This is a genomic window from Streptomyces kryoterrae (genome assembly GCF_054072135.1).
In genome coordinates this window covers 6,107,551-6,120,235 of the sequence record NZ_CM133358.1, presented here as the reverse complement: position 1 = coordinate 6,120,235, position 12,685 = coordinate 6,107,551, and the positions used below count along the sequence as shown (strand labels likewise).

General features: G+C 68.3%; 14 protein-coding genes. 6 read left to right on the top strand and 8 right to left on the bottom strand.

Features of this window, described 5'->3' with window-relative positions:
* Positions 1-102 precede the first annotated feature (102 nt).
* Together ACW4TU_RS27040 and ACW4TU_RS27035 are read right to left on the bottom strand one after the other, a co-directional pair.
* Positions 103-1,737, bottom strand: coding sequence for a serine/threonine-protein kinase (locus ACW4TU_RS27040; RefSeq protein ID WP_457417366.1), 1,635 nt, complete (start codon positions 1,735-1,737; stop codon positions 103-105).
* Positions 1,738-1,822: 85 nt separating this feature from the next.
* Positions 1,823-2,671, bottom strand: coding sequence for a menaquinone biosynthetic enzyme MqnA/MqnD family protein (locus ACW4TU_RS27035; protein ID WP_457417365.1), 849 nt, complete (start codon positions 2,669-2,671; stop codon positions 1,823-1,825).
* A 288-nt stretch (positions 2,672-2,959) separates the two neighbouring features.
* Here ACW4TU_RS27035 and ACW4TU_RS27030 point away from each other — a divergent pair, with 288 nt between their 5' ends.
* Together ACW4TU_RS27030 and ACW4TU_RS27025 are read left to right on the top strand one after the other, a co-directional pair.
* Complete coding sequence (locus tag ACW4TU_RS27030) at positions 2,960-3,163, top strand: cold-shock protein (RefSeq protein WP_006380707.1); 204 nt, start codon at positions 2,960-2,962, stop codon at positions 3,161-3,163.
* 155 nt (positions 3,164-3,318) lie between these two features.
* A complete protein-coding gene (locus tag ACW4TU_RS27025; RefSeq protein WP_457417364.1) occupies positions 3,319-3,975 on the top strand; it encodes a class I SAM-dependent methyltransferase in 657 nt (218 codons plus the stop codon).
* 25 nt (positions 3,976-4,000) lie between these two features.
* On the opposite strand, the gene ACW4TU_RS27020 is transcribed toward ACW4TU_RS27025, so the two are convergent.
* Together ACW4TU_RS27020 and kstD are read right to left on the bottom strand one after the other, a co-directional pair.
* Positions 4,001-4,795: a thioredoxin domain-containing protein gene (locus ACW4TU_RS27020; RefSeq protein WP_457417363.1), complete on the bottom strand. Its 795-nt coding sequence runs from the start codon at positions 4,793-4,795 to the stop codon at positions 4,001-4,003.
* A 100-nt stretch (positions 4,796-4,895) separates the two neighbouring features.
* On the bottom strand, positions 4,896-6,713 hold the full coding sequence (kstD, locus tag ACW4TU_RS27015) for a 3-oxosteroid 1-dehydrogenase (RefSeq protein WP_457417362.1): 1,818 nt from the start codon (positions 6,711-6,713) through the stop codon (positions 4,896-4,898).
* 74 nt (positions 6,714-6,787) lie between these two features.
* Here kstD and ACW4TU_RS27010 point away from each other — a divergent pair, with 74 nt between their 5' ends.
* The gene (locus ACW4TU_RS27010) at positions 6,788-7,342 is read left to right on the top strand and encodes a YciI family protein (RefSeq protein ID WP_457417361.1); all 555 of its coding nucleotides are present in this window, start codon (positions 6,788-6,790) and stop codon (positions 7,340-7,342) included.
* Between the two features lie 274 nt (positions 7,343-7,616).
* On the opposite strand, the gene ACW4TU_RS27005 is transcribed toward ACW4TU_RS27010, so the two are convergent.
* Positions 7,617-8,039 carry a MarR family winged helix-turn-helix transcriptional regulator gene (locus ACW4TU_RS27005; protein ID WP_457417360.1) on the bottom strand — a complete coding sequence of 141 codons (423 nt, stop codon included), beginning with the start codon at positions 8,037-8,039 and terminating at the stop codon, positions 7,617-7,619.
* Positions 8,040-8,281: 242 nt separating this feature from the next.
* Between ACW4TU_RS27005 and ACW4TU_RS27000 the strand changes: the two genes are divergently transcribed.
* Positions 8,282-9,097 carry an alpha/beta fold hydrolase gene (locus ACW4TU_RS27000; protein ID WP_457417359.1) on the top strand — a complete coding sequence of 272 codons (816 nt, stop codon included), beginning with the start codon at positions 8,282-8,284 and terminating at the stop codon, positions 9,095-9,097.
* 186 nt (positions 9,098-9,283) lie between these two features.
* Here ACW4TU_RS27000 and ACW4TU_RS26995 read toward each other — a convergent pair whose 3' ends face one another.
* The 3 genes from ACW4TU_RS26995 to ACW4TU_RS26985 all read right to left on the bottom strand — a co-directional run bounded on the left by ACW4TU_RS26995 (position 9,284) and on the right by ACW4TU_RS26985 (position 11,423).
* Positions 9,284-9,637 (bottom strand): ATP-binding protein, encoded by a 354-nt coding sequence (locus ACW4TU_RS26995; RefSeq protein ID WP_457430321.1) that lies wholly within the window; start codon positions 9,635-9,637, stop codon positions 9,284-9,286.
* 233 nt (positions 9,638-9,870) lie between these two features.
* Positions 9,871-10,974 carry a S1 family peptidase gene (locus ACW4TU_RS26990; RefSeq protein ID WP_457417358.1) on the bottom strand — a complete coding sequence of 368 codons (1,104 nt, stop codon included), beginning with the start codon at positions 10,972-10,974 and terminating at the stop codon, positions 9,871-9,873.
* 317 nt (positions 10,975-11,291) lie between these two features.
* Positions 11,292-11,423 carry a hypothetical protein gene (locus ACW4TU_RS26985; protein WP_457417357.1) on the bottom strand — a complete coding sequence of 44 codons (132 nt, stop codon included), beginning with the start codon at positions 11,421-11,423 and terminating at the stop codon, positions 11,292-11,294.
* Between the two features lie 142 nt (positions 11,424-11,565).
* On the opposite strand from ACW4TU_RS26985, the gene ACW4TU_RS26980 reads away from it, so the two are divergent.
* Both ACW4TU_RS26980 and ACW4TU_RS26975 read left to right on the top strand, forming a co-directional pair.
* The gene (locus ACW4TU_RS26980; protein WP_457417356.1) at positions 11,566-12,429 is read left to right on the top strand and encodes a helix-turn-helix domain-containing protein; all 864 of its coding nucleotides are present in this window, start codon (positions 11,566-11,568) and stop codon (positions 12,427-12,429) included.
* Complete coding sequence (locus ACW4TU_RS26975; RefSeq protein ID WP_457417355.1) at positions 12,426-12,668, top strand: DUF397 domain-containing protein; 243 nt, start codon at positions 12,426-12,428, stop codon at positions 12,666-12,668. The genes ACW4TU_RS26980 and ACW4TU_RS26975 overlap by 4 nt, the downstream gene beginning before the upstream one ends.
* Positions 12,669-12,685 lie beyond the last annotated feature (17 nt).

The following is a 12,685-nucleotide window of genomic DNA, read 5'->3' as shown; positions in this document are numbered from 1 at the left end:
CCCCAGACGGGCTGGAGGTGCGGGCCGGCATCAAGAGGTTCGAGGGCGCCTGGCAAACGGGCTGGAAACGGGCAGGTGGGTGGGAAGACACCCCCAATTCCCCTACCCCACCCGCGACATCCGAGCCACCGGATCCCCCGCCTCCGGGTTGTCCGTCTCGTACGTCAGCTCGTCACCCACGGGAGTGAGCAGCACCCTGTGCGACCCCGTGGTGCACACGTTCCTGTTCGACTTGTCGGCGATCGACGTGACGACGAGCCGGGTCTTCGTGACCTCCTTCAGGAACAGATCGTCGTCGCAGATTCCGCCGATCTGGTCGGTCTGCCGGAAGGTGCCCAACTTCTCGCCCACGGCGGCCTGTTGGACCGTCACCCGGAACGTCCCCATCGGCAACGCACCGTCGAGAGCGACGGCCGGCCCCTCCCAGGTGCCGACGTAGGACGCGGGGACCGTCCCCGCGCCGCCCACCGTCCCCGCCGCCGTGCTCGGTGCGGGGCTCTCGGCAGCCCGGCTGGTGTCACTGCCGGCCGCCGAGTCGTTGTCCCCGCCCCCTCCCCCGCCCGGCAGCAGGTCGAACACGTACACCGAACCCACCGTCACCGCGGCCATCGCACCCGCGACCGCGAGGGCCACCGTGCAGCTCAGCTTCCGGCCGCGCCCGCCGGCGACGGGTGCCGAGGTCGCCGCCAGGCTCACGGAGACCTTCCCGGGCGTACGGTCGGACGGCTCAGGCTCCGGCTCCGCGTCCCGAGGTCCCGGTAGTCCCGGCATCACCGGCGGCGGCCCGAACTCCCCCACCGGCCCGGACAGCGCACCCTCCTGAGCCCCCGCCTCCGCCCCCGCGACCTCCAGGTTCAGCAACGCCACCGCCCCTCTGCTGACCCGCTCCACCACCGCCCCCGGCAGCCACCCGCCCGCCACCAGCCGCGCCGCCCCCTCCGGAGCGAGCCGTCGGGCCACCGCGCCGGGGGCCGGTCGCGCTGCCGGGTCCTTCGCCAGGCACCCCTCGACCACCTCCCGCAACTCACCGGCCAGCCCGTCGAGTTCGGGCTCCTCGTGGACGACCTTGTAGAGCAGGGCCGCCGAGGAGTCACCGGGGAAAGGGGACCGACCCGTCGCCGCGTACGCCAGTACCGCGCCCAGGGAGAAGACGTCCGCCGCTCCCGTGACCGGTTTGCCGAGGATCTGTTCCGGTGACATGTAGCCGGGCGAGCCGACCGAGACGCCCGTCGACGTCAGGGACGCCGTGCCGTCCGTGGCCCGTGCGATGCCGAAGTCGATGAGGAGGGGGCCGTCGAGGGTGAGGAGGACGTTCGAGGGCTTCACGTCCCGGTGGACGAGGTTCAGGGCGTGGACGGCGGTCAGCGCCTCGGCGAGGCCGGCCCCCAGTGCCCGTACGGAATCCAGGGGCAGGGGACCGTCGTCCGTGATCGCCGCCGTCAGGGAGGGTCCGGCCGCGTACGCCGTGGCCACCCATGGCACCGGGGCGTCGGGGTCCGCGTCCAGGACGGGGGCCGTCCAGGCGCCGCCGACCCGCCGGGCGGCCTCGACCTCGCGCCGGAACCGGGCCCGGAACTCCTCGTCGAGCGCGAAGTGCGGGTGCACGATCTTGACCGCGACGGTACGGCCGCCGGCGCTGCGCCCCAGGTAGACCCGGCCCATCCCGCCCGCGCCGAGCCGCCCGAGCAGCCGGTAGGGCCCCACGACGGCCGACTCACCGACGTCCAGCGGCTGCATGACCCCCACCTCTCCCCCGTACACACACCTCATACGCCCGCATGCGCCCGTATCGCGCGCGCCGGTGCCGTGCGCGAGCAGCAGCCTACGGCTCCAGGAGGTCGACCTCCACGTCCGCGGGGAAGCCCGTCGTGGGGCCCACCCGGCGGGCGAACTCCCGCACGGCCGCCAGCTGCGGTCCGCCGAAGCGGAAGTCGAGGGTCGTGAAGTAGCGCTCCAGGACCTTCGCGTCGAACTCCTCCCAGCGGGCCGCCTGTTCGGCCACCTTGGCGACTTCCTCCAGGGAGACGTCTCGGGAGGCGAGGAACGCCTCGTGGACCTTCCGGGTCAGGACCGGCTCGCGGGCCAGGTAGTCCTTCCGGGCCGCCCACACCGCGAAGACGAACGGCAGACCCGTCCATTCCTTCCACAGCGTGCCCAGGTCGTGCACCTCAAGGCCGTAGCGCGGACCGTCCAGAAGGTTGGCGCGCAGGGCGGCGTCCCCGATCAGCACCGCCGCGTCCGCCTCCCGCATCATCAGGCTGAGATCGGGCGGGCACGTGTAGTAGTCGGGCTGTACGCCGTAACGCTCGGCCAGGAGCAGTTGCGCCAGTCGTACGGAGGTACGGGAGGTCGAGCCGAGCGCCACCCGTGCGCCGTCGAGGCGGTCCAACGGGACCTGGGAGACGAGCACGCACGACATCACCGGGCCGTCGCAGCCGACGGCGATGTCCGGGAAGGCGACCAGGTCTTCGGCGTTGCGGAGGAACTCGACGAGCGTGATGGGCCCGATGTCGAGGTCGCCGCGCACCAGCTTCTCACTGAGCTTCTCAGGGGTGTCCTTGGTCAGCTCGAAGTCGAGGAGCGTACCTGTTCTCGCGAGCCCCCAGTACAGGGGCAGGCAGTTCAGGAACTGGATGTGGCCGACGCGCGGCCGGGTGCGAGAATTGTCCACATCGCGAGGCTAACGGGCGTTCGGTACGGTGCGCCCTCCCGGGGGCTGTCAAGGCCGCGTGCCGCCTCTCAAACGTCCGAGTGACGTGATCTTGACCTCTATTGCTTTCAGGTACCTGCATGCTAGGCTCGCCGCAAGTTGCAGTTTGGTTTCCCTTGCAGTACAGAGCCTGCGGAGCATCTGACCGCGGGCTCTCGTCGTATTCAGAAGAATGCAGTTGTTTACAAGTTTTTGTTTACACCTTGCAGGTTCTGGAGCAGGGCAACCCTTTGGGCCCAGGGAGGGCTTATGGCTACCGGAACCGTGAAGTGGTTCAACGCCGAAAAGGGCTTTGGTTTCATCGCCCAAGAAGGCGGCGGCCCGGACGTCTTCGTCCACTACTCCGCGATCAACGCGAGCGGATTCCGCTCTCTCGAGGAGAACCAGGCGGTTTCCTTCGACGTCACGCAGGGTCCGAAGGGCCCGCAGGCGGAGAACGTCAGCCCGATCTAAGTCTTCGGCTCAGCTGAGCCGAACGCTCTGATCCGGAACGTGTGCAGTACCCCAAGGAGCTCCGAGCCGTCACGACGGCATCGGAGCTCCTGCCTTTTGCTCCTGCCCTCTCCGGACGCGTCGCGTTGTCAGTGGGCCCGGCTAGGGTCCCCGCCATGACCGACACCGACTTCGTCGCCGCCACCCGCGTCTTCTACGACGCCATCGCCGAGGACTACTTCGACCGCTTCCGCTCCGGGCTCGCCGCCCAGCCGCTGGAGCGGGCCGTGCTCACCGCGTACGCCGAGTTCGTACGGGGTTCAGGGGGCGGCAGCGGCCAGGTCGCCGATCTCGGGTGCGGGCCGGGGTGGGTCACCGCGTTCCTCGACTCGCTCGGGCTGTCGGTGTTCGGGCTGGACGTGTCGGCGTCGATGCTCGCGGTGGCCCGGCGGGAGCATCCGGGGCTGCGCTTCGAGCGGGGCTCGATGCTGGAGCTGGACCTCGCCGACGGCACCCTTGCCGGTGTCGTGTCCTGGTACTCGACCATCCACACCCCGGCCGACCAACTACCCGCCCTCTTCGCCGAGTTCTGTCGTGTACTGGCGCCGGGCGGGCATCTTCTGCTCGGCTTCCAGGCGGGCGAGGTGCACAAGCACCACGACCAGCCCTTCGGACGCCCCGTGTCCATGACCTTCCAGCGGCGCCGGCCCGAGCGGATCGCCGAACTGCTGACGGCGGCCGGGTTCACGCTCGCGTCACAGACCGTACGGGCGGCGGACGAGGAGGCCGGGGAGTCGTCCGAGCAGGCGTTCCTGATGGCCCGCAAGCCGTGAGGGCTTGCGGGTTTCCGGGGCCGGCTCAGTATCCGTAGTCCTCGGGGTCAGGAAGTGGCTTGTAGTCCTTGTACTGCTGCCACTCTCCCGGGTTGTCCTGGATCAGCTGCAACAGCTTCCCGAAGGCGGTCGGGTCGTACAACGCCCCGCTTATCTCGTCAGGGACACGGACGTCGTCGATCACGGCGGTCGGTGTTCCCGGGCCCTTTCCGGGCTCCGTGCCGACAGCCTCGTAGGCGTGCTCGGCGGCGGTCACGAAGGAGCGGTACTTCATCGTCCTCACCGCCGATTCGAACGCGGGGGTGCGCAACCCGTCGATCTTCCCGGCCAGTTCGAGGAGGCGGGCGTCGGTGAAGCCGTCGACCTCCTCCTCGGGCTGGTTGGCGTAGAGCACCTCGTGGTACTCGGCGAACCGGTCGGCGTCCAGCGCGGCCCTGAGCGCGTTGGCCGCCTTCTTCGAGCCGCTGCCGCCGAGCCTGTCGTCAAGGAAGGAGGCCAGGGTGTACTCGGCCTTCACCTCGCGCCGCAGCACGGCGTTCTGGAGTTCCGGGCCGCCGCCGGACGTCTCGAACTCCTCGCAGACCGGGCAGCGCATGTCCTCGTACAGGTGCACGGTCACCTCGGCGGTCGGGTCGCCGACCGTGACGGTCGTGCCGTTCACCGCGATTTTCTCCGGCACCTGCGCCAGAGTGTCGTACGGCTCCGGATCCCCGTACCGCTGCCCGCATCCCGCGACGAGCGACATGCCCAGTACGGCCATGCCGACCACCGCGACCGCCGTCCTTCTTGACGCGGCGAACCGCCCCCCCGTGTCCCACACGCACTTGTTGCCTCCCCAGCAATCAGCGTGACACTAGGGCATGTTCATGCGGAACGCACAGGCATATCCCAGCTGAGGGCCCCCAATGGTCTCCCGGCGGTCAGAGCACCCCCGCCGCCGCCAGTGCCGCCACGTATCCGAACGTCATCGCCGGGCCGATCGTCGAGCCCGCGCCCGCGTAGCTGTGGCCCATGACGGCGGCGCTGGCGTTGCCGGCGGCATACAGGCCGGGGATCGCCGTGCCGTCGGCCCGTAGTACCCGCGCCTTGGCGTCGGTCCGTAGGCCACCCTTGGTGCCGAGGTCGCCGGGGACGATCCGGAAGGCGTAGTACGGGGGCAGCCACAGCGGGGCCAGGCAGGAGTTCGGGAGGACGGCCGGGTCGGTGTAGTAGTGGTCGTACGCGCTGTCGCCGCGCCCGAAGTCGGTGTCGTCGCCGTTCAGGGCAAGGGAGTTGAAGCGGCTGACCGTGGTGCGGAGGGCGGCGGGCGGGACGCCGATCGCGGTCGCCAGGGCATCGATCGTCCACGCCTTGTACGCGGCACCGGAGTTGTACCAGTCGGCCGGGAGCACGAAGGTCGGCGTGACGTCCTTGAAGAGGTAGCGGTTGCGGTAGTTCTGGTCGACGATCAGCCAGGCCGGGATGTCCGGGTCGGTGGCGTCGCGCTCGTACATGGTGTGGACGACGTCGCTGTAGGGACCGGCCTCGTTGACGAAGCGGGAGCCTGCCGCGTTGACCAACAGGCCGCCGGGGAGGGTGCGTTCGGCGAGGCAGAAGTACGGCTCGCCGGGCAGCGGGATCGCCGGGCCCCACCAGGCGTCCTCCATCAGGGCCAGGGAACCGCCGGCGCGCTCGCCCGCGCGGATTCCGTCCCCGGTGTTCTCCTTCGCGCCGACCGTCCACTCCGTACCGATGGGCTGCTGCTGGTACTGGGCGCGCATCGCCGCGTTGTGCTCGAAGCCGCCCGAGCCGACGATCACGCCGCGTCGGGCGCGCAGGAGACCGGCGGCTCCGTTGCGGGTGACGACGGCGCCGGTGACCGCTCCGGACTCCGAGTAGAGGTCGGTGAGAGGGGTGTTGAGCCAGACCGGCACTCCCGCCGACGCCAGGCCCGCGCGCAGTCCGCCCGCGAGCGCCTGGCCCATGGTGAGCGGGGTCTGCCCCTTGAGGGCGGCCTTCGTGCCGCGCGCCAGGCACTCGACGGCGACAGCGGCGCCCTTCGCGTTCACGGCGGCGAGGGCCAGCCACTTGTAGTCGGCGCTGAAGACGACCATGCCGGACGGGACGGCGAGGTAGGGCGGGTTGAGGTGGGCGAGTTCGGCGCCCAGGACGTTCCCGTCGAGCTGATCGGGCTCTATGGAACGGCCATTGGGGAGACCGCCGGGCAACTCCGGGTAGTAGTCGCTGTATCCCTCCATCCAGCGGAAGCGGAGGGGGCTGTTCGCCATGACGAAGGAGAGCATGGCGGGTCCGTGGGCGAGGAAGGCCTGTTGACGGGCGGCGGGGACGTCCGGGCCGACGACCGCCGCGAGGTAGCCGGCGGCCTTGGCCGGGGTGTCCGGCACCCCGGCCGCCAGGATCACGGGGTTGTTCGGGATCCAGATCCCGGCGCCGGAACGGGCGGCGGAGCCACCAAAGGTGGGCGCCTTCTCGACGACGACGCAGGTCAGCCCCTGCTTGGCGGCGGTCAGTGCGGCGGTCATCCCGGCCGCGCCCGCTCCGACCACGACGACGTCGTACGTCCCGAGGAGGGGCGGGGCCGCGGCATGGGCCGTCCCCTGCCCCGCCGCGACACCCACCCCGACCGCGACACCCGCCGCGGCGGCGCCGGCCAACACGCCTCGTCTGGAAGGGAGTTCGGCGCGTCCGGAAGGTTCGGTACGGTCGGTACGTCTCGCGGGGTCCACTTCTGGGTTCATGGGGCGGGAATGTCGTACTTGGGTCTTGCGAAGTCAAGCACTATGCCCAAGCGAAACTTGGTACGCCTTCGGCCATGGAGTTCCTCTGCTACCACCGCGACCGGCCCGACTCCCTGGCCCTGCGCCTCGAACTACTGGAAGAGCACTGGTCGTACATGGACCGGTATGCCAAGGAGATGATCGCCCGCGGCCCGACCCTCGCCGCCGACGGCGACACCCCCACCGGCAGCCTGCACATCCTCGACCTGCCCGACCCGGGAGCCGCCCGCGCGTTCGCCTTCGACGAACCGGGCTACCAGGCCGGCGTCTACCGCGACGTACTGCTGCGCCGCTGGCGCAACACCCTGCGCCGCACCATGTGGGCCTTCCCCGGCGGTCCGACCGACGGCACCCGGTACCTGGTCCTCGGCCTCGGCACGGGCGAGCCCGCCGACCTCGCCCTACCGCCCGACCGGGGCGCCGACCTGATCGCCTACGGCCCACTGCTGTCCGACGACGGCACCACCTGGCTGGGTACAGCGGCCCTGCTCCGGGCACCGGACCCGGCCACGGCCCGCACCGTCCTCCTCACCCCGGACCGGTACGCCGACATCGAGGTGCACGACTGGCGGTTCGGCGGACGGCAGTAGGGCGTCCGGGCGGTGGCGTCTCCTGTTGCCCGTGCGCGGGAAAACGGCGGCCAGGACCACGCTGGCGCTGTGACCGCATCGGCGCCGGGCCGGTGGTCGTGGCGGTCGGATGTGCGGTGACGTCCGATCCGACCGCTGGAGGCTCGGTGGCCGAGCCTGTCCGTGTGCGCGGTCGACTGCCTGGGGGCGGCCGTATCGACGGTTCTCCGATCGGCGGGATGGAATCGACGGCACTGACACCCCAGGGCCGGCGCCGCCCTGGGCGGGCCGGGTGTCAGACCGGCTCGCCGAGGTCCTGCACGATCCAGCCCGGTGCGTCGAGGCGCACCGGCTGAGCGCCAACCAGGTCCGCCAGGTGCGTCTCCAGGCTCGCGAGCTCGCTGGAACCGATCCGCTGTTCCCATTGATCGCGCAACTCGTCGAAGATCGATTCGCCCTGTCGCAGCACTTCGCAGCCGAGTGGGGTGACGTGCAGGCGCTTGCGGCGGGCGTCGAGGGGGTCCGTGTCTCGTGCCACGTATCCACGTTCCTGCAGCACCGTGATGGTTTTCGCTGCCGCCTGCTTGGAGACCGACAGGCGCCGTCCGAGCTCTGAGGCGTTGTCCGCGCCGGCGGCGATGGCTCGCATGGCGAAGTCATGGACCGGACGCACGTCCTCGTAGCCGCGGCGGGCCAGCTCGGCGGTCGCGGCGTCCACCAGCGAGCGAAAACCTCCGAGCAGGAGCAGTGCGAGATCAGCGCCAGATCGTGACATGGAAGAAGACTACGGCGACCGCGGACTGGACATCGACAACCCTGTTGTCTATTGTTTTGGACAACAAGGTTGTCGAATTGAGGAGACTGATGGACGCCACACTTCCCACACTTCCGGGTCCTGCGCTTGCGGGTCCTGCGCTTGCGGGTATCTCCCACCATTTCGCAGAGGTCAACGGAACCCGGTTGCACTACGCAGCGGCGGGAGCCGGTGGATCACCGGTCCTTCTGGTCCACGGCTTTCCCGAGAGCTGGTGGACTTTTCACAAGATCATCCCGCTCCTCGCGGAGAGCCACCGGGTCTTCGCCGTCGACCTGCGCGGCTTCGGGGACTCCGACAACGGGCCGGGCGAGTACGACAGCAGGACCTCGGCAGAGGACCTGCACCTTCTCATCGAACAGCTCGACGTCGGCCCGGTCCACCTGACCGGGCAGGACATCAGCGGAGCGACCGTCTTCCGCCTGGCGGCCACCCACCCGCAGGACGTACGCAGTCTCACCGCGATCGAGATGGGCCTGCCCGGATTCGGCCTCGAAAGCCTGGCCGACATCACCCACGGCGGTGCCTGGCACATCGGTGTCCTCGCCGCACCCGGCATCCCCGAGATGCTCCTCGCCGGCCGCGAGCGGGAATTCCTGGGACAGTTCGCGTTCCCCGCCCTGACCGCGACTCCAGGAGCCATTACCGACACCGACATCGAGGAGTTCGCCCGCACCTATTCCCGACCCGACGGCTGGCGCGGAGCGATCGGCCTCTACCAGTCGATGCTCAGGGAGGGGCCCGAGATCAGAGCTCTTGCCGACACGCACGGCCTGACCGTGCCTGTACTCGCGGTCGGCGCGGGCGGAGGCCCCTTCACGGTCGGCACCATGTCCCAGGCCGCAGCGACCGAAGTGAGCTCGGTATCACTCGACGGTGTGGGTCACTATGCCGCGATGGAGGCCCCCGCGGAGTTGGCGAAGGCCATTCTCGAATTCATCGGGAACATCGACGCCCTCTAACGTTCTGACCGACGAACAGGCCGCCGCTGTACGGGCTCTGGCCCACCTCGGGCGCACACCGCTCACCGACGGACGCGGACCCGCCTCTACGCTCCGGCCGCCGGCTCCGCCTTCCGGTGGTCCATGTCAGCGCCCCGGGCACCGGTCATCGCGGAATCACGGTCACATCAAACCGAAGCGGGCAACTCACGTTTCCTTGAGCGGGAGTTCCACCCACACCGTCTTGCCGATGTCCCACTCCGCCACGCCCCAGGTCCGGGCGAGGACCGACACGATGATCAGGCCCCGGCCCGCCTCGTCGATCTCCCATCGGGGCACCATACGCAGCCGCCGGTCGCCCCGCGTATCGCTCACCTCGATACGCAGGGCGTCCGGCGCGAGCAGCAGGAGGCGGAGTTCGAAGTCGCGTCCCGGTACGCGGCCGTGCGTGACGGCGTTCGCGGCGAGTTCGGCGACGACGTGCTGCGCGGTGTCGTCAACCCGGCGACCAGGCAACGGACTTGAACCCGCGCGACAGGCCCCCCGAGGGCCTCCAGGCAGGGCGCGTGAGGCGCGGGAGCAGCTACAGGAGATGACTGGAGGGACGAACACGGCACCTTCGTGGATCTTGAAGCGTAGAGAACTCCATGATCCCCAGGTGCCGTGTTCACCTGCTTCCGGGGCCCACTGCTGCGATCAACCACTCCACGCCAGGGCGAGCCGGGCACACGCCGGGGCCCTGGAGGCTGGCCCCGGTGATCGCGGGGATCGGGGCGCGGTACGGGGTCAGGTGATCAGACGACTTCCACTCCGTACCAGGCCAGCGCCTCGTTCACCGGCTGATAGTAGCTGTAGCACGCGCTGTTGTTCGCACCCGAAAGAATGCCGAGCGCGGCGTCGAGAGCAAAGAGGGGTCCACCGCTGTCGCCGGAGGCGCGGCAGATGTTCACCATGTCCATGCCGGTGACCTGGTGACCGCTGGTGTAGGTGATGGTCTGATTCTTGAGTCCCACGATGCCGCAGCCGTACTTGCTGTTGTATCCGGAGGCGCAAACGGTTTCATAGATCGCGCTGTCGCGCGAGTAGGTGATGTCCTGGGCTTCCCCGTTCTGCGCCTCGACGTTCCCGTAGTAGGTCACGTCGCTGGTGTTGTAGGCGCGGATCAGGCCGAAATCGTTCCCGTCCGAGTAGTAGTGTCCCGTCGTGTAGCCAATGTAGGTACCATCCGACTTGAACCAGTCATTTCCTCCGTCAATGGTGCAATGTCCTGCGGTGAGAATCGATTTGTACTCGGGGTTGGTCTTGCTGCGCACGGTGAACCCGTACGAGCACGATACGGTGTCGTTTCTGATGTAATCACCCCCATTGATAGGGGATGACGTCTCCGTGGTTTCTCCCGCGATGCGCACAATGCGCGCGGCGTCGCCGTACGGTGCGATGAATTCACCCAGTTTGGTGAAGTCCGCGTCGCTGACGGTGCTGTCTGCGTGGATGGTCACCTGGTTGGCCGGGACGTCTACACCCCACATCGTTCCGGGTGTCTTGAAGGTGTCGTCGAGCTTCCGCTTGATCGAGTCCAGGTATGCGGTGTCGTACGTGACCTGCTCCGGGATTGCGCCGGCGTCCTTGACCGCTTCCGCGGCCTTGCTGTCGGTGACATTGACGACGAATCTTTGTCTGTCGCGGTCGAGATATATTCCAGCCGTGCGGGAGTCTCCCAGGCTGTTGGCGATTTTCTGCGTCGCCCCACCGCTCGGTCCCGCTGCCACTGGAACGTCATGGGAAGGGTGATCGGCCTGCGTTTGGGCGTTCACGTTCGGTGTGAATGCCATGAGGCCGGCGACGAGTGAGGTGAGCGCCAGAGTCCTCACCGCGAAAGCAAGAGTTTTTCCGGACATGTCTTTTGTCCTCCGGTTGCTGTCAAATCATCTGCCGAGCGAGACCGCAGTTGATCAGCCGGAGGTTAATCTCCAATAACGGAATGATGAATGCCGTTACCCGTTGATTTCCCTTACTGGAGGGCTTGGATTCGGATTCGCCACAAAGAAGCGATTTTCAGGTAATGCATGTAATTCGCCTTCTTTGCACACATTGCGACTTGTCTGGCAGGGCCCCGGCGTGTGCCCGGCTCGCCCTGGCGTGGAGTGACTGATCGCAGCAGTGAGCCCCGGAAGCAGGTGAACACGGCACCTGGGGATCATGGAGTCCTACCTTTCTAGATGTGGGGCGGGTATCCCCACTCGGCGAGTTGCTGGGCGGTGAGGCGTCTGGCCAGGCGGGCGCCGCGTGGGGTGCAGCTGACGCGCTGGGTCAGTTCGTCGGGGTGGGTGGAGATTTGTGAGTTCACGTCACCGAGCGTGGCCGCCCCGACCTGACCTGACCAGGGGCGACGGGTGGACTCCGGGTATCCGTACGGGTGCGGTGGGTTACGGGTACGGGTTGTCGGCCGTGACCATGGTGTCCACGATGAGGTGAGGGTGGTGGCGTACGTGACCGAGGACGCGGAGCGGAAGCCGGAGACTCCGGCGGAGGAAGACGGTACGACGGGCCTGTTTACCGCGCTGGGCAAGATGCTCAAGCGGTTGCGGGAACGGGCGGGGCTGACTCAGAAGCAGTTCGGGGAGTTGGTGGGGTACGGGCCTGATGCCATCTCCGCCATGGAGCGCGGGGTACGGATCACGAGGCCCGAGCTGCTGGAGAAGGCGGACGACATCCTCAACGCCGGTGGGCTGTTGAAGGACGCGATCCCCGAGGTCGAGGAGGCGATGAAGAGGGCGCGGACTCGGCACCCCGAGTGGTATCGGGGCTATGCCGCTCTGGAGGCCACAGCGGTCGAGCTGCATTTCTACGCCAACCAGGGTGTGCCCGGGATACTGCAGATCGAGGACTATGCACGAGCCGTGTTCTCCCGTCGACGACCCCTGCTCGACGAGAAGACCATCGAGAAACGTGTGGCCGACCGCCTGGCACGTCAGCAGGTACTTGACCGGTGGCCGCCTCCGATGTGCGGCTTCGTACTCGAAGAGGCGGTGTTGCAACGGCCGATCGGCGGACCCGACGTCCATAGGGACCAGTTGCAGCAGACGCTCCGGATCAGCCGCATGCGCAATGTCGAGATTCAGGTGATGCCGACCAGCCAGACGCAACACCCAAACATGGACGGCGCGTTCAACTTGCTGACACCCAAGAGGCATCCACCAGTTGCGTACACCGAGGTCCAGGGTCACCCTCGGCTGATCACCGATGGCGACGAGGTAAGGAAGATCACCGACCGCTATGGGATCACGCGCGCGATGGCACTCACTCCCATGGAGTCCCAGGCCCTGATCGAGAAGATGTTGGGGGAGCAATGAACACCGACGCATTCACCTGGTTCAAGTCCAGCCACAGTGGCGGCGAAGGCGGCGAGTGCCTCGAAGCCGCCTACTCCTGGCGCAAATCCAGCCACAGCAGTGGCGAAGGCGGCGACTGCGTAGAGGTCGCCACCTGCACCCACGCCGTCCACCTCCGGGACTCCAAGAACCCCACCGGCCCCCACCTCACCCTCTCCCCCACCACCTGGTCCCTCTTCCTCCGCCAGGCGTCTGTGTAACAGCTGTGCTGCGTACG